Annotated in this window: 12 protein-coding genes; 10 read left to right on the top strand and 2 right to left on the bottom strand. The window is 63.2% G+C overall.

Annotation, left to right across the window (positions count from 1 at the left end; all coding sequences use genetic code 11):
• Window positions 1–45: 45 nt before the first annotated feature.
• Together FHX03_RS24875 and FHX03_RS24870 are read right to left on the bottom strand one after the other, a co-directional pair.
• Window positions 46–1,383, bottom strand: coding sequence for an alpha-L-fucosidase (locus FHX03_RS24875; RefSeq protein WP_183855917.1), 1,338 nt, complete (start codon window positions 1,381–1,383; stop codon window positions 46–48).
• A 26-nt stretch (window positions 1,384–1,409) separates the two neighbouring features.
• The gene (locus FHX03_RS24870) at window positions 1,410–2,417 is read right to left on the bottom strand and encodes a LacI family DNA-binding transcriptional regulator (protein ID WP_183780273.1); all 1,008 of its coding nucleotides are present in this window, start codon (window positions 2,415–2,417) and stop codon (window positions 1,410–1,412) included.
• A 188-nt stretch (window positions 2,418–2,605) separates the two neighbouring features.
• On the opposite strand from FHX03_RS24870, the gene FHX03_RS24865 reads away from it, so the two are divergent.
• The 10 genes from FHX03_RS24865 (at window position 2,606) to FHX03_RS24820 (ending at window position 14,904) form a co-directional block, all read left to right on the top strand.
• Window positions 2,606–4,531 (top strand): ABC transporter substrate-binding protein, encoded by a 1,926-nt coding sequence (locus tag FHX03_RS24865; protein ID WP_183855915.1) that lies wholly within the window; start codon window positions 2,606–2,608, stop codon window positions 4,529–4,531.
• Between the two features lie 103 nt (window positions 4,532–4,634).
• Complete coding sequence (locus FHX03_RS24860; protein WP_064841534.1) at window positions 4,635–5,621, top strand: ABC transporter permease; 987 nt, start codon at window positions 4,635–4,637, stop codon at window positions 5,619–5,621.
• A gap of 12 nt (window positions 5,622–5,633) precedes the next feature.
• The gene (locus FHX03_RS24855) at window positions 5,634–6,767 is read left to right on the top strand and encodes an ABC transporter permease (protein WP_183855913.1); all 1,134 of its coding nucleotides are present in this window, start codon (window positions 5,634–5,636) and stop codon (window positions 6,765–6,767) included.
• Window positions 6,742–7,806, top strand: a complete 1,065-nt coding sequence (locus FHX03_RS24850) for an ABC transporter ATP-binding protein (RefSeq protein ID WP_183855911.1) — start codon at window positions 6,742–6,744, stop codon at window positions 7,804–7,806. The genes FHX03_RS24855 and FHX03_RS24850 overlap by 26 nt, the downstream gene beginning before the upstream one ends.
• Complete coding sequence (locus tag FHX03_RS24845) at window positions 7,806–8,864, top strand: ABC transporter ATP-binding protein (protein ID WP_183855909.1); 1,059 nt, start codon at window positions 7,806–7,808, stop codon at window positions 8,862–8,864. Before FHX03_RS24850 ends, FHX03_RS24845 begins: the two co-directional genes overlap by 1 nt.
• On the top strand, window positions 8,864–9,697 hold the full coding sequence (locus FHX03_RS24840) for a 5-deoxy-glucuronate isomerase (protein ID WP_183780255.1): 834 nt from the start codon (window positions 8,864–8,866) through the stop codon (window positions 9,695–9,697). The genes FHX03_RS24845 and FHX03_RS24840 overlap by 1 nt, the downstream gene beginning before the upstream one ends.
• A gap of 69 nt (window positions 9,698–9,766) precedes the next feature.
• Window positions 9,767–11,635 (top strand): GH39 family glycosyl hydrolase, encoded by a 1,869-nt coding sequence (locus tag FHX03_RS24835; RefSeq protein ID WP_183855907.1) that lies wholly within the window; start codon window positions 9,767–9,769, stop codon window positions 11,633–11,635.
• A gap of 11 nt (window positions 11,636–11,646) precedes the next feature.
• The gene (locus FHX03_RS24830) at window positions 11,647–12,465 is read left to right on the top strand and encodes a sugar phosphate isomerase/epimerase family protein (RefSeq protein ID WP_183780329.1); all 819 of its coding nucleotides are present in this window, start codon (window positions 11,647–11,649) and stop codon (window positions 12,463–12,465) included.
• Between the two features lie 4 nt (window positions 12,466–12,469).
• Entirely contained in the window at window positions 12,470–13,486 is a 1,017-nt protein-coding gene (locus FHX03_RS24825; RefSeq protein ID WP_183780250.1) for a hydroxyacid dehydrogenase, read from the top strand.
• Window positions 13,483–14,904 (top strand): mandelate racemase, encoded by a 1,422-nt coding sequence (locus tag FHX03_RS24820; RefSeq protein ID WP_183780247.1) that lies wholly within the window; start codon window positions 13,483–13,485, stop codon window positions 14,902–14,904. The genes FHX03_RS24825 and FHX03_RS24820 overlap by 4 nt, the downstream gene beginning before the upstream one ends.
• Window positions 14,905–15,104 lie beyond the last annotated feature (200 nt).

Raw genomic sequence — 15,104 nt, 5'->3', positions numbered from 1 at the left:
TCTCCTGAGCGGGCACCATGTCGTGCCCGCTCAGGGCACTGCATTTTAGTCCTGAACGCCAGCAGCGCTCCCCGCCTTCAGCTTGACCTCGATGACCGGGACGACGACCTTGGGGCGGCGCACCGGCAACACGAATGTCAGTTCGTCGTCGCCGACGGGGAACTGGGTGTTCGTCCACAGCGTATTGGCGGACGGGCGCAGCCAGGTGACCTCGCTGGCATCGTGCAGGAATTGCGCATATTCGATCTTGCCGGCCAGGGCATCGAAATGCAGATGCTTATAGGGCCAGTTGAACAGGTGGATGTAGAGGCGGTCGCCGCTCTGGGTCAGGCGGCAGTCGGGCGGAGCGGTGAAATCGGACTGGGTGCAGCCGACGATGCTGCGCTCGTGCAGCGCCATCCACTCCTCATAGGCGGCGAGCGCTGATATTGCCCGATGGTCGAGCGTGCCGCGCGCCGTCGGCCCGACATTCATCAAGAGATTGCCGCCGATCGCAACGGTGCCGACCAGCATCTGCACCAGCTGCTCCGTGCTTTTCCAGGTGTCCTCGTCGCGGTGATAGCCCCAGGAGCCGCTGAGCGTCTGGCAGGCTTCCCAGACGACGCGCCGGCCGTCGCGTTTCGGCCAGGCGCGCGGCATATATTGTTCCGGCGTGACGATGTCTGGCTGCAGACCGGCGAGGTCGAGCCGGTTGTTGATGATGATGTCGGGGGCAAGCTCGCGCACCAGGCGCACGAGTTTCTCGCTTTCCCAGTCCCGATGGCCCTTTCCGACAAGTTCGCCCAGCTTCCACTGCGGATAGCTGAAATCGAACCACATGATGTCGATCCGGCCGAACTCGGTCAGCAACTCGCGCACCTGCTCGCGCATGAAGGCGGCATAGTGCTGCATATCCCGGCCTTCGTTGATCTTCGCTGCATCGGGATGATTGCGCTGCGGGTGGCGCGGATCGACGGTGAAGTCGGGGTGATGCCAGTCGATCAGCGAATAATAGAAGCCGATCCTCAGGCCTTCGGCGCGGAAGGCGTCGACGAAGGGGCGCAACAGATCCTTGCCATAAGGCGTGTTGGTCACCTTGAAGTCGGTGGCCTTGGTGTCCCAGAGGCAGAAGCCTTCATGGTGCTTGGTGGTCAGCACCACATATTTCATGCCCGCGGCCTTGGCACGCCTTGCCCATTCGCGGGGATCGTAGAGATCGGGGTCGAAATGATCGAAATATTTCCGGTAGTCGTCATCAGTCAGTTCTTCGCGGCTCTTCACCCATTCATGGCGTGCCGGCAGGGCGTAGAGCCCCCAATGCACGAACATGCCGAACCGGTCATGAACGAACCAGGCCTTCTTCTCCTCGGGCAAGGCCAGTGACTGCAGATTGTCGCCATCCATTGGATATCCCTCCTGTTTAACGTCGATCAGGTTGTTTCGCGGACGATGAGCTCGGGTACGATGACGATGCCGTGCTGACGGTTCTTGGTAGCGATGCGGCTGAGCAGCAGGCGCACGGCTTCCTCTCCCATTTCGCGTTTCTGCACCCGCAGCGTCGTGAGCGCCGGAGACAGTAGTTCGGCCGTCGGGATGTCATCGAAGCCGATCAGGGCGATCTGCCCGGGGATCGAAATGCCGGCGGCCCGGCAGGCCTTCATGGCGCCGATCGCATTGAGGTCGTTGTAGCAGATGAGGGCATCGATATCGGGCGTTTCCGCCAGCAATTGCGCCGCCGCCGTCTGTCCGCCCGCCGCCGTCGGATCACAGTAGACGATGCCATACGCCTTCAGCCCATGGGCCGTCAGCGTCTTGCGGAAGCCGACGAGACGGCTCTTGCCGCCGAAGGAACTGCGCGGCCCGGCGACGATCGCGATCTTGCGGCGGCCGCGTTCGACCAGATGGTCTATCGCCCGCGACGCGCCGGTCTCGTAGTCCGTGACGATGGTTCCGGCGATTTCGTTCGGAGCCTCTCGGTTGATGAGCACGACGGCGCGGTGGGGTGCGAGCGCCTTATGAAGCGCGGCATCGGGCAGCCGGGCGCTACAGACGATGATCCCGTCGACCCGATGCCTGAGCAGCGCTTCGATGAGTTCCTCTTCCCGTTTGCTGTTTTCGACGACGTTGGACAGCAGCAGGTTGTAGCCGGCCGCACTCGCCGCATCCTCGGCGCCCCGGATGACCTCGGGAAAGAACGGGTTGGTGATGTCGGGAACAAGTAGGCCGATGGTCTTCGACCGGTCGGAGCGCAACCCGCGCGCAAAGGGGTTGGGGCGATAATTGAGTTCGTTTGCCGCTGAGAGAATGCGTTGACTGGTTTCGGCACTGGCGCCGCCCCGGCCGTTCAGCACGCGCGATACCGTCATCGGCGACACGCCTGCGGCATGGGCGACATCGGCGATGGTTATTTTGGAGTCCGGTTCTTTGGGGCTGCTCAAGGGCTGTCTCTAAGATGGCGAGAAATTTACGATAACGATAACTAACATAGTTTCGGTGAAAGCCAAGCCTTTACGGGTTTACTCCACGCAGATGCGAATCTTTTTGACAAGACTGAACGATAACGTTAACGTTCGGAATTGAGGAGAATACGTTAACGATAACGTAATTAGAACACCGGGAGGAGAGAATGCAACACGTCAGAATTCTACGGCGGCAGGTTGTTTCCACAGTTGCCGCGGCCATCCTCATCGGTGCCGGCTGGGCCGGCGCCGCTTTCAGCTTTCAGGAATCACCCGAACTGAAGGCGCTAGCCGATGCCGGCAAGCTGCCGCCGGTGGACAAGCGGCTGCCCAAGGAGCCGCTCGTCCTGACGCCGCTTGAATCGGTCGGCACCTATGGCGGCACTTGGCGCACCGCCACCTTCGGCGGCGGCGACAGTGAGATCGAGCGTTCGATCGGCTATACGAGATTGGTCCGCTGGAATCCGGAATGGACCGAGGTGATCCCCGACATTGCCAAAAGCGTCGAGGTCAACGACAACGCCACCGAATATACGTTTACCCTGCGGGAGGGCACGCGCTGGTCGGACGGCGAGCCCTTCACCGCCGACGATCTGGTGTGGTGGAACGAAAATGTGCTGCGCAACACCAAGATCACGCCGGCTGCACCCGATTGGCTGACCGCGGGCGGAGAGACCGTCAAGGTCGAAAAGCTCGCCGACAACAAGGTCGTCTTCAAGTTCGCCGCGCCGAACGGCCTGTTCCTGATGAACATGGCGACGGTGCGCGGCTCCGATATCCTGGCGGCTGCGCCGGCGCATTATCTCAAGCAGTTCCACAAGGATTTCAATCCGGACGGCGTCGACGCCCTGGTGAAGGCGGCCGGTGCGACCGATTGGGTCCAGCTCTTCAACAACAAGATCGGCTTTCCCGGCCGCTGGCGCGATCTCGGCCGGCCGACGCTCGATGCCTGGGTGTTGACCGCGCCTTATAACGGCACCACCCAGGTCGTCGCCGAACGCAATCCCTATTATGCCAAGGTCGATACGGCGGGAAACCAGCTGCCCTATTTCGATCGCATCACCATCGATGTAATGCAGGATACGCAGGCGATCATCCTGAAGGCGATCAGCGGTGAAATCGACATGCAGAACCGCTTCATCGAGACGACGGACGCCCGCACGGTCATCGTGCAGAACCAGCAGAAGGGTGGTTACGGCCTGTTCATCGCCCGGCCGGCCTGGTCGAACGCCCTGCTGATCACGCTGAACCAGACCCACAAGAACCCGGCCTTGCGTGCCGTCTTCTCCAACAAGGATTTCCGCATCGGCCTCAGCTACGCCATCAACCGCGAGGAGCTGAACCAGCTGATCTATGCCGGGCAGGCCAAGCCCTATCAGGCCGCGCCCCGCGAAGGCAGCGCGCTCTACGACGAGAAGATGGCGACGCAGTACCTCGAATATAACGTCGACCTCGCCAATCAATATCTCGACAAGGCGGGCCTGACCAAGAAAGACGGCGAAGGTTATCGCCTCGGCCAGGACGGCAAGCGCATCACTTTCGCGATCGATGCGCTGACCGGCAGCCCGATCCAGGTCGACGCGCTGGAAATGATCCAACGCTATTGGCGGGCGGTCGGTATCGACATGCAGCCTCGCCCGGCCGAACGGTCGCTGATCTTCTCCCGCCTGCAGAACAACGACAATGACGGCCTGGGATGGGTGGGCGGCGGCGGCTACGACTTCCTCGGCCTGCTCGATCCCAAATGGTATTTCCCGCACGAATACGAGTCGAGCTTTGCGACCGCATGGGGTCTCTATTACCAGAATCCCAAGGATCCGAACGCTGAGGAACCGAGCCCGGCCGCCAAGAAGCAGATGGACCTGTACCGGCAGGTGCAGGAGGCCCCGACGCTCGAAAAGCAGCTTGAAGCCATGAAAGAGCTGCTGGCGATCACCCGGGACGAGTTCTACGTCATCGGCACCAACCTGGAACCGGACCGCGTCGGCATCGTCAAGACCAATATGCACAACGTTCCGAAGGTCATTCCGAGCACGTCCTTTTACATGACGCCGGGACCGGCCAAGCCCGAGACCTTCTACTACCAGCAGTAACGACACACGATCGGCGGAATGGCGTCCTCGGCGCCATTCCAAAAGCACAGCCTCGCCCCATCACCCAATGCGATCGGCAATTGCCGGTTGAAGGAGCTTGAAAATGGCCGGCTTCATCATCAGACGTCTGCTGTACATGATCCCGATGATGTTCGCGATCTCGGTCGTGACCTTCATCATCATCCAACTGCCGCCGGGCGATTTCCTGACCGCGATGACGGCGCGTCTTGCTTCGCAGAACGAGACCATCGATCCCGGCGTCATCGCCGGCCTGCGCGAGCGATATGGCCTCGATCAGCCCTGGGCGGTGCAATATTGGAAATGGATCAGCGGCATCCTGCTGCGTGGCGATTTCGGTCAGTCCCTCGATTGGAACAAACCGGTCAGCGAATTGATCTGGGCGCGCATGGGCCTGACGATGGTGGTCTCGGTCACCACACTGCTCTTCGTCTGGGCGGTGGCCTTTCCGATCGGCATCTATTCGGCGGTGCGGCAATATTCGGTCGGCGATTACTTCGCCACCTTCTTCGGCTTTCTTGGGCTTGCCATTCCGAACTTCCTGCTGGCGCTGGTGCTGATGTTCGTCTCGGCGCAGTATTTCGGCCAGAGCGTCGGCGGGCTGTTTTCGCCACTCTATATCAATGCCGCCTGGAGCTGGGCCAAGCTCGGCGATCTCATCTCGCATATGTGGATCCCGGTCGTCGTGCTCGGCACGGGTGCGACGGCGGCGCTGATCCGCATCATGCGCGCCAATCTGCTCGACGAACTCAACAAGCCCTATGTCGACATGGCGCGCGCCCGGGGCCTGAGCGAAATCCGGCTGCTGCTCAAATATCCGGTGCGGGTGGCGCTCAACCCCTTCGTCTCTACGGTCGGCTGGGTGCTGCCGCACCTCGTCTCGGGTTCGGTGGTGGTTTCCATCGTCCTCAGCCTGCCGATCACGGGACCGCTGCTGCTCAACGCCCTGTTTGCCCAGGACATGTATCTCGCCGGCACCTTCATCCTGCTGATGAGCATGCTGACGCTGATCGGCACGCTGATCTCCGATCTGCTGCTCGCCTGGCTCGATCCACGCATTCGCAATGGCTGAAGGACGATAGATATGACCGATCAAGCCATCGCACTGATACCTGAACGTGTTCGCAATTCCGATGCGGTCGCCGGCCAGTGGAAACTCATCTGGCGCCGTTTCCGCCGCCACCGGCTGGCGCTGGGGGCGGGCGTCGTCATCCTGCTGATTTACCTGGTCGCCCTGTTTGCCGAAGTCATCGCCCCGGTTTCATCGCAGACCTACGATTCCCGCTACACCTATGCGCCGCCCCAGCGGCTCAAAGTCGCCGGTTACGACACAACGGGGCAGTTTCATCTGCTCTACGTCAACGGCTATTCGATGAAGGTCGATCCGATCGCGCTCAGCCGCACTTACGTGCCCGATCCGGCGGTCGTCATTCCCGTCGGCTTCTTCGTCAAAGGCGAGCCCTATCGGTTCTGGGGATTGTTCGATTTCGACCGTCACCTGATCGGCCCGGTCGAAACGGGCAAACCCTTCTACCTCTTTGGCGCCGATCGCCTCGGCCGCGACGTCTTCAGCCGGACGGTGCACGGCACCCGTGTCTCAATGTCCGTCGGTCTGATCGGCGTCGCGATCAGCCTCGTCCTCGGCATCATCCTCGGCGGCATCTCGGGACTTTACGGCGGTTGGGTGGACGATGTCATCCAGCGTTCGATCGAGCTCATCAACTCCATCCCCACCATCCCGCTGTGGATGGGCCTTGCGGCTGCCGTTCCGATTAGCGCCGACCCGATCCTGGTCTATCTCTGGATCACGATCATCCTGTCGCTGATCGGCTGGACCGACCTTGCGCGCGTGGTGCGCGGACGTTTCCTGTCGCTGAAGACGGAAGACTTCGTCATCGCCGCCCATCTCGATGGCTGCTCGCGGATGCGGATCATCTGGCGGCATATGGTGCCGTCCTTCATGAGTCATATCATCGCTTCGGTCACGCTCGCCATTCCGACGATGATCCTCGCCGAGACCGCGCTCTCCTTCCTCGGCATCGGCCTGCGGCCGCCGGTCGTCAGTTGGGGCGTGCTGCTTCAGGAAGCACAGAACATTCTCGCGGTCTCGAGCGCGCCCTGGCTGTTTCTTCCGGGCCTGGCAGTGATTGTCACGGTGCTTGCCCTCAATTTCCTCGGTGATGGATTACGCGATGCTGCAGATCCCTATGAATACTGACGCCAATTTCGCCGCCGCCGGCGGCCGGAGCCCGCATCGCGACGCGCTGATCGAGGTCGACGACCTCAGGACCCATTTCTTCGGCGGCGCGGGGACTATCAGGGCAGTCGACGGCGTCTCCTTTTCCATCCCGCGCGGCAAGACGGTTTGCGTCGTCGGCGAATCCGGTTCGGGCAAGAGCATCACCGGACGCTCGATTCTCAACCAAGTGCCGCGCGGTGGACGGATCGTCTCGGGCGCGATCCGCTACCGGCCGAATCCGGCAGCCGCCGCCATCGATCTCGCCGCGCTCGATCCGCGTGGCCGCGACATGCGGGCGATCCGCGGCGCTCAGATCGGCCTGATCAGCCAGGAGCCGATGGCGGCACTTTCCCCTGTCCATACCATCGGCAACCAGATGATGGAGGTGATCCGCCTGCATCTGAAGATGGGAAAGAAGGAAGCGCGCGAACATGCCATCGAGACGCTGGCTCTGGTCGGCATTCCCAGGCCGGCCGAGCGCATGGAAAGTTACGCCTTCCAGTTTTCCGGCGGCATGCGCCAGCGCGTCTGCATCGCGCTGGCTCTCGCCTGTCGCCCGAAATTGCTGATCGCCGACGAACCGACCACGGCGCTCGATGTGACCACCCAGGCCAATATCCTCGACCTGCTCGCCTCGCTGCAGGCGGAATTCGGGCTCTCGGTACTGTTCGTCACCCATGATCTCGGCGTGGTTGCCGAAATCGCCGACGAGGTGGTCGTCATGTATGTCGGCCGGGTGGTGGAGGCGGGCGATGTCGACACGATCTTCCATGCACCTGTTCATCCCTACACTAAGGCCCTGCTGCAATCGGTGCCGCGTATGCACGGGCAACCGAGCGAACGGCTCGCGACCATCGAGGGCATGGTGCCCTCGCGTTTCGAGCGGCCGGAGGGTTGCAGCTTTCATCCCCGATGCAGAGAGGCGAGAGCAGGCCTCTGCGATCGGAAGGACCCCGGATCCGTCGTCATCGGTGACGGGCACGTCGCCAGCTGCCTGCTTTACGAGGAGAGACAGTGATGGGCGATCCCGTGATGCAGCCAAGCCCGCTGCTGGAACTCAACGATCTCAAGATGCACTTTCCCATCCGCAAGGGTGCGTTCCGACGGGTCGTCGGGCATGTCAAGGCGGTCGACGGCGTTTCGCTTCGCGTCGAGGACGGCGAGACGCTCGGCATTGTCGGCGAATCCGGCTGCGGCAAGTCCACCCTTGCCCGCACCGTGCTGCGCATCTATCGGCCGACGAGCGGCGAGATCCGCTACCGCGACCGCAGCGGTGGCACGGTTGATCTCGCGGCCCTGTCCGGATCCGCCCTCAAGGAAATCCACCGCGACCTGCGCATCGTGTTTCAGGATCCGCAATCCTCGCTCAATCCGCGTCTTCCCGTCATCGACATCATCGGCGAGGTGCTTGGTGTCAACGGCATCGCCAAGGGCCGGGAACTCGAGCACCGGGTCGCCGAGCTGATGCAGAGTGTCGGCCTGCGGCCTGAATATATGCGCCGCTACCCGCATGCTTTTTCCGGCGGCGAACGCCAGCGCATTGGCATTGCCCGGGCGCTGGCCTCCAATCCGCGCCTGGTGATCGCCGACGAGGCCGTCTCGGCGCTCGATGTCAGCGTGCAGGCGCAAACCATCAACCTCCTGCAGGACCTGCAGGAACAGTTCGGCCTGACCTATCTCTTCGTCGCCCACGACCTCTCGGTCGTCCGGCACATCTCCGACAATATCGCCGTCATGTATGTCGGTCGGGTCGTGGAAAAGGCGCCGACTGAGCAGATCTTTTCGCGTCCGCGTCACCCCTATACCGAAGCGCTGCTCTCGGCCGTGCCGATCGCCGATCCCAGGCTGCGCCGCCACGGCCGGCGCATCCGGTTGGCGGGCGAGGTCGCCGACCCCGCGCACGCGCCCCCCGGCTGCGCCTTTCATCCGCGCTGTCGCTACGCCACTGCGCTGTGCAAGCAGGAGGTGCCGGCTTTGCGCACCGTCACCGCCGATGGACATGCGGTGGCCTGCCATCACGCCGAAACCCTGACCCTCAACCCTTTTGCCGACCGTACCGTTGCGGAGTTCAATTGATGCCCGAATTCATTCCCCGCTCCGAGCAGCGTCCCATCGTGGATACCTCCTCCAGGACGCTCGATCTCATCTACTTCGACCTCGTCACGCTTCCGGCCGATGGCCGGGACACGCGGCGGCTGCCCTTGCACGAAAGCCTCTACGTCGTGCTGTCGGGGCAGGTGGATATCGCGGTGGATGAGGTCACGTTCGAAGCGGTGGGCCGGCGAGCCGATATCTGGGGAGGCGATGCGGATTCGGTTTACGCGCCCGTCGACGCAAATGTCCGGATATCGGCCGCTGGCGGACCGGCGGAAGTCGCCATCGCCGGCGGCCTTTGCGACACGCGCTATGCGCCGTTCCGGGTGACCCCCGACGAGGTCGACGCGGTCAATGTCGGTTCGCCCGACACGCATAGCCAGCGGCGGATCGCCCACCTGCTTGGCCAACGGCAGAACGGGCGCTGCGGCAATCTGCTGGTGAGCGAGCTCTATGCCGGCGAAGGCTGCTGGTCGGGCTATCCTCCCCATAAGCACGATACCGAAGACGGCGATGCCGAGACCCTGCACGAAGAGCTCTATCACTATCGTTTCCAGCCCGAGACCGGCTTCGGCAGCCAGATCACCTATGACGACAACGGCCCGGTCAAGATCCTGATGACCCGCAACGGCGATACTGTCCTGGTCGACCGGGGTTACCATCCGACCGTTACCTCGCCCGGCCACCGGGGCTACATCTTTACCATCCTTGTCGGCAAGCACCGCCGCGGGCTGATCCAGCGCTTCGATCCTGCCCACCAGCATCTGACCAAAACTATCCCCGGCATCGATGCGATGCGTGAAAAGTTCAAATAATCAGGCTGTTGGCCTTCCATGCCGGCTTTGCGGGCACTGCCAGACTTCCGCTCAAGGAGAGACGATCCCATGCGTGAACGGACGCGAATAAATGTTGATGCCAACCAAACGGTGCGCCCCTTCGACAGGTTCTGGCGCGGCACCGGCTTTTCGCCTGCCGAGCTGCTGCTCGAACCCGAGATGCGCCAGATGCTTGCCTATATCGGCGGCCTGCCGAACGAGGGCATCCGGTTCCTGCGCGTCCATTATCTCTACAATCTGCTGCGTTCGACCGGGGGTCTTGGCGGCTACGACTGGTCGCTGCTCGACCGGGCGCTCGACGTGATGATCGAGCACCGCCTGAAGCCGTTCTTCGAGCTGATGGGCAATCCCTCCGGCCTCTTTACCGATTACGAGGACATGGATCAGGTCAGGCGCTGGCGGGATCTCGTGACGGCGACGGCCGATCGCTACGGCGCGCGCTACGGCATGGACGAATTGCGGACATGGTATTTCGAAACGACGAACGAAGCCGATTCCGGCTGGTGGACCTATGGCATCAAGGGCTACACCAACTATTACGACGCCTGCGTCGCCGGCCTCGACGCCGTCGATCCCGGCCTGCCGATGGGCGGCCCCGGCACCGCCCGTACGCTCTCCCCGATCTTTCGCGCCCTGATGGCCCATTGCGACAGCGGCACGAGCTGCCTGACCGGCGACGGCCCGCCGCGCCTCGACTACATCTCGATCCACGAAAAGGGCGTCAACGGCAGCAAGGACGATCTGACGCCGAAGACGAATGCCATCGTCGACCGCACCCTGCTGGTCGTCGACTATCTCAAGGAGCATCACCCGCGCCTCGCCGACCTGCCGATCGCCAACGACGAATGCGACCCGCAGCTCGGCTGGAGCGATCATCACAGCTGGCACGGCAAGGCCTATTATGCCGGGATCATCGCCCGTATCATCGAGCAGCACGACCGGCGCATCATCGCGCCGAAGGCGGCGAATTTCACCTTCCTCAGCAATGACCACGCCTTCATCGGCGGCTGGAGCCAGCGCACGATCTTTGCCTATTTCGGCTCGCGCAATTTCACCAAGGCGCAGTGGGAGCACAAGACCGATCTGGACAGGCTGGTGACCGACATCGACAGCGCGCCGCCTTTCGACATCATCAAGAAGCCCGGTCTCACATCGATGGAGCTGCTGGCGACGCTCGGCGACACCGTCTGCAAGGTGACGGCCGAGCCGCCCCTGACGCCCGATCAGGATGGCCTGGCGATCCTGCCGACACGGCTGCCGGGCGGTGGCGTTTCCATCAGCCTCATCCACAGCGTCGATGCCATCAATCGTTCGGGCCGGACCGCCGTGCGGCTCGAGGTCGGCGGGCTGGTTCCCGGCCGCCATGCGCTCTGCCTGCTGCGCATCGACGAGGAATTCACCAATCCGATGGAGGTATGGGAGGCCCAGCGCGACGAAAGCAACCCGCGCGGGCCCTTCGAGCCGGTCGGCGCGCCGCCCGTGCCTGATGAAGCGCAGTTTGCCGAACTGCGCCGCGCCCAGGAGCCGGCCTTGCTGCACCCGATCAGCACCGTCGCCTGCGACGACGGCCGGGTCAGCGTCGATCTCGACGTGCCCTTGCCGTCGCTGACGCAGGTGCTCGTCGTCCCCGATATCGGCGCACCGCCGGCAGCACCCACCGGCCTCGTCGTCGAGCGCTACCTCGGTCTCGGCGGCCGGGAGGAGCGCATGCTCTTCTGGGCTGCCGGCGATGCGAGCCCCGCCATCTTCTACGATGTCCTTACCAGCACCGACGGCGAGGCTTTTGAAAAGGTCAGTCCGGTGCCGTTGATCTCGACGGCATTCCTGCACATGTCGCCGCCGGAGGGCGCGCAATATGCGGTGCGCGCTCGGGATGCCTTCGGCCGCGAAAGCGAGCTCTGTGTTTCCAGTCGATGAGCCGCGATATTATGGATATCGCCTATTTCACCAAGACCCTGGAAGGTCTGCCGCTGGAGAAGGCGGCGGAGATCACGGCGGACCTCGGGTTCGATTGTGCCGATCTTCTCGTTCGAGACGGCCACACCGTTTCTCCAGACCGGCCAGAGGAAATCATCAAGGCGGCGAAGCTCTTTGCCGCAACCGGCCTCCGCATCCCGATGGCGACCATCGATTCCACGCGGCCTGATGATGCCACGTCGCGGCTTCTCGGCTTTTGCGGCGAGGCCGGCATCGGTCAGGTCCGGCTCGGCTTCTGGCGTTATGATCCCTTGCGGCGCTGGAAGGTGCAGGTCGATGAGGCGCGGCGTGGCCTCGATGGTTTCGAGCGTCTCGCCGAATGCTTCGGCATGAAGTTGACGATCCAGCTGCACGGCGGAACCCTGCACAGCTCCGGCGCGCTTGCGATGCAATTGCTGGCCGGGCGCGATCCCGTCGGGATCGGCGCCTATCCCGATCCGGCCAACCAGATCATCCGCGAGGGAAGCGAGGACTGGCGTCTGACCCTCGACCTTCTCGACCCGTGGTTCTGCTGCATGGGGGTCAAGAATTGCGGCTGGTTTCCCGGCGCCTATGGGGCGCTGGGCCAGCGTGCCTGGCATTCGGACTGGTATGGGCTCGACGACGGCATGGTGCCCTGGAACGACATCATCCCGCATCTCATCGCCACCGGTTTTGCCGGGGTGCTCTCCATGCATTCCCAATACCGGGTTCCCCGCGAACAGGCGCTCGACAAGGCCCGCGCCGATCTCGCCCATCTCAGGCGCCTGGTCGCCGCAGCGAAAGAGTAGAAGCATGCGTGAACAACCGCCCGTCATTGCCGTCCTTTTGACCGAAAAGACCCGCCGTATGATGCTGGACGATGCGGCGACCGCTGAGTTGAATGCGCTGGGCGACGTCCGCTGGCCGGCCGGCGCCACGATCGACGCTGCCGATGCCGACCGCCTGCTGCAGGGCGCCACGGCCTGCCTGACCGGATGGGGCACGCCGCCCTTCGATTCCGCCGCGCGCCAGCGTCATCCGCAACTTGCCCTCGTCGCCCATTCGGCCGGCAGCGTCCGCACGCTCGTTCCCGCCCGGCTGTTCGACGACGGCCTTCGTGTCAGCCATGCCGCCTCGAAAATCGCCGCCTCGGTTGCCGAGTTCGTCGTCGCCGAAGCGCTGCTCGCCATGCGCGGCATTCACCGGTTGCATCATGCATTGCGCGACGGCGGCGAATGGCTCGACGTCCGCGCCGCCGTGCCGCAAAGATTGCTGGGCGCCAGAACGGTTGGCATCGTCGGCGCCGGATATGTCGGACGGGCGGTCATGCGCCTGCTCGTTCCATTCGGCTGCCGCGTGCTGGTTGTCGATCCCTATCTCAGCGACGGCGAGGCCGCGGCACTCGGCGTCGTCAGGACAGAACTGGACGAGGCGCTGGCGAAGAGCGATGTGATTTCCCTGCATGCGCCCGTCCTGTCCGAAACACGTGGGATGATCGGCGCCCGCGAACTGGCGCTGTTGCGCTCTGGCGCATTGTTCATCAATACGGCACGCGCGGAACTGATCGACGAGGCCGCATTATTGGCGGAGATCCGCTCCGGCCGTATCGAGGCGGCTCTCGATGTCTTCGACAAGGAGCCGCTGCCGCCGAACAGCCCCTTCCGCGACCCCGGACTTATCAATGTCACCATTTCGCCGCACGCCGCCGGCCACACCGAAGAGGCACATTTCGCCCAAGGCCGGGCCATGGTAGATGAGATCGGCCGGCTGCTGCGCCGGGAGCCGCTCCATCATGAAGTGTCGCGAGCCATGCTTGCGCGGATGGCATGAGCATGAACAGAAACATCGGAGGTCGCGTGACGGCGCCGCGCATTAGAATTGTCGAGATCGACGCCTTCGAGCGCGATACCCGCCTGCGTCTGCCGTTCCGCTTCGGCGTAGCGACCCTCGAAAGGGCGCCGCAGGCCTTTCTCAGGGTGCGTCTCGAGGATGAGACAGGGAAAATCGCCATCGGCGCGGCCGCCGAAATGATGGTGCCGAAATGGTTCGACAAAAACCCGGCGCTGACGCCGGCGCAGAACGTCGATCAATTGCGCGGCTCGATCCGTGTTTCGGCCGCTGCGTCGCTCGAGGCATCCGCGCCGGCGACATTGTTTGGCGCTGCCCGCCTGAACGAGATGGAAACCGCGCGGCGCCTGCCCGGAAATCCGTTGGTCGCTGGTTTTGGCCCTTCGCTGATCGCCCGCGCGGCACTCGATGCCTATTGCCGTCTTGCCGGCATTTCCTTCTTCGATGCGGTGCGTGGCAACTTGGTCGGCATCGGCGGCCCGATGCTACCCGGCGATATCGATACGAATGCCGCCTCCGCGGTGCTCGCCGGCCTTCGCCCCGCAGACTCGATTGCAGCCCGGCATACGATCGGGCTGCTCGACCCGATTACCGAGAGCGATATCGTCCATCCCGTTGATGACGGTCTGCCGGAAAGCCTCGAGGCGGTGATTGCGCGTTATGGCAACCGCTGGTTCAAGATCAAGCTTTCTGGCGTGGTCGATGCCGATATAGACCGGCTGGCGCGGATCGCCGTCGTGCTGGACCGCCTGCCGGACTATCGGCTGACGGTCGACGGCAACGAACAATTCAGCGCTGCCGAACCGCTTGCCGACCTACTGGCGCGCATCGCGGGGATGCCGCCGCTGGCACGGTTGCGTGCGGCCATTGCCTTTGTCGAACAGCCGTTCTCGCGCGCGATCACCATGGAAACACCGCTCGGGGCTCTGGCGGCGCAGTTGCCCTTCCTGATCGATGAGAGCGACGATGGCGACGAGGCCTTCGCCCACGCCCGTGAGCTTGGCTATACCGGCGTCTCCTCGAAAACCTGCAAGGGCGTCTATCGCTCGCTTCTCAAGGCGATCCGCATCAGGACGACAGGTGTGCCGGGCCTGTTCCTCTCCGGCGAAGACCTGACCTGTCAGGCCGGGCTTGCCGTGCAGCAGGATCTGGCGCTGGTTTCGCTGCTCGGTCTCTCCCATGTCGAGCGTAACGGCCATCACTATGTAGCCGGCATGCAGGGTGCGCCGCAGGCGGAGATGGCGCGTTTTGCGGCGGCCCACCCGGATATTTACGAGCAGGGTGCCGAAGGACCGCTGTTGTCGATCCGCGACGGAAGGATCTCTATCGCTTCGCTGGGGGCGATCGGCTACGCCAGCAGCGCCTTGCCCGATTTCGAGGCGATGAAACCGCTGTCGTGAGCGCGCGATGAATCACCCCGTTCCGCCAATTGAAATGTCTTCCGACAGAGCATCACACTCTTTGCGAAGGCTCTCCGCACGGCCTGGTTCAATCGCTTCGCTCAGAAGATGAGAGAGCAAGACGTAATTATCTTGCAGGCAAAGTCGAAGAACTTTGGCAATTCTATAGTCGTAAAATATCGAGTGAAACGGACGCGCCC

Source organism: Rhizobium sp. BK456, assembly GCF_014194045.1.
Taxonomy (GTDB): domain Bacteria; phylum Pseudomonadota; class Alphaproteobacteria; order Rhizobiales; family Rhizobiaceae; genus Rhizobium; species Rhizobium redzepovicii.
The sequence above is the reverse complement of the archived record's forward strand: the minus strand, read 5'-3'. Positions and strand labels throughout refer to the sequence as shown.

Excerpts from the sequence above, each read along its gene's own strand:
- FHX03_RS24875 (WP_183855917.1), bottom strand. The coding sequence starts at position 1,383 with ATGGATGGCGACAATCTGCAGTCACTGGCCTTGCCCGAGGAGAAGAAG.
- FHX03_RS24865 (WP_183855915.1), top strand. The coding sequence starts at position 2,606 with ATGCAACACGTCAGAATTCTACGGCGGCAGGTTGTTTCCACAGTTGCC.
- FHX03_RS24860 (WP_064841534.1), top strand. The coding sequence starts at position 4,635 with ATGGCCGGCTTCATCATCAGACGTCTGCTGTACATGATCCCGATGATG.
- FHX03_RS24855 (WP_183855913.1), top strand. The coding sequence starts at position 5,634 with ATGACCGATCAAGCCATCGCACTGATACCTGAACGTGTTCGCAATTCC.
- FHX03_RS24850 (WP_183855911.1), top strand. The coding sequence starts at position 6,742 with ATGCTGCAGATCCCTATGAATACTGACGCCAATTTCGCCGCCGCCGGC.
- FHX03_RS24845 (WP_183855909.1), top strand. The coding sequence starts at position 7,806 with ATGGGCGATCCCGTGATGCAGCCAAGCCCGCTGCTGGAACTCAACGAT.
- FHX03_RS24840 (WP_183780255.1), top strand. The coding sequence starts at position 8,864 with ATGCCCGAATTCATTCCCCGCTCCGAGCAGCGTCCCATCGTGGATACC.
- FHX03_RS24835 (WP_183855907.1), top strand. The coding sequence starts at position 9,767 with ATGCGTGAACGGACGCGAATAAATGTTGATGCCAACCAAACGGTGCGC.
- FHX03_RS24830 (WP_183780329.1), top strand. The coding sequence starts at position 11,647 with ATGGATATCGCCTATTTCACCAAGACCCTGGAAGGTCTGCCGCTGGAG.
- FHX03_RS24825 (WP_183780250.1), top strand. The coding sequence starts at position 12,470 with ATGCGTGAACAACCGCCCGTCATTGCCGTCCTTTTGACCGAAAAGACC.
- FHX03_RS24820 (WP_183780247.1), top strand. The coding sequence starts at position 13,483 with ATGAGCATGAACAGAAACATCGGAGGTCGCGTGACGGCGCCGCGCATT.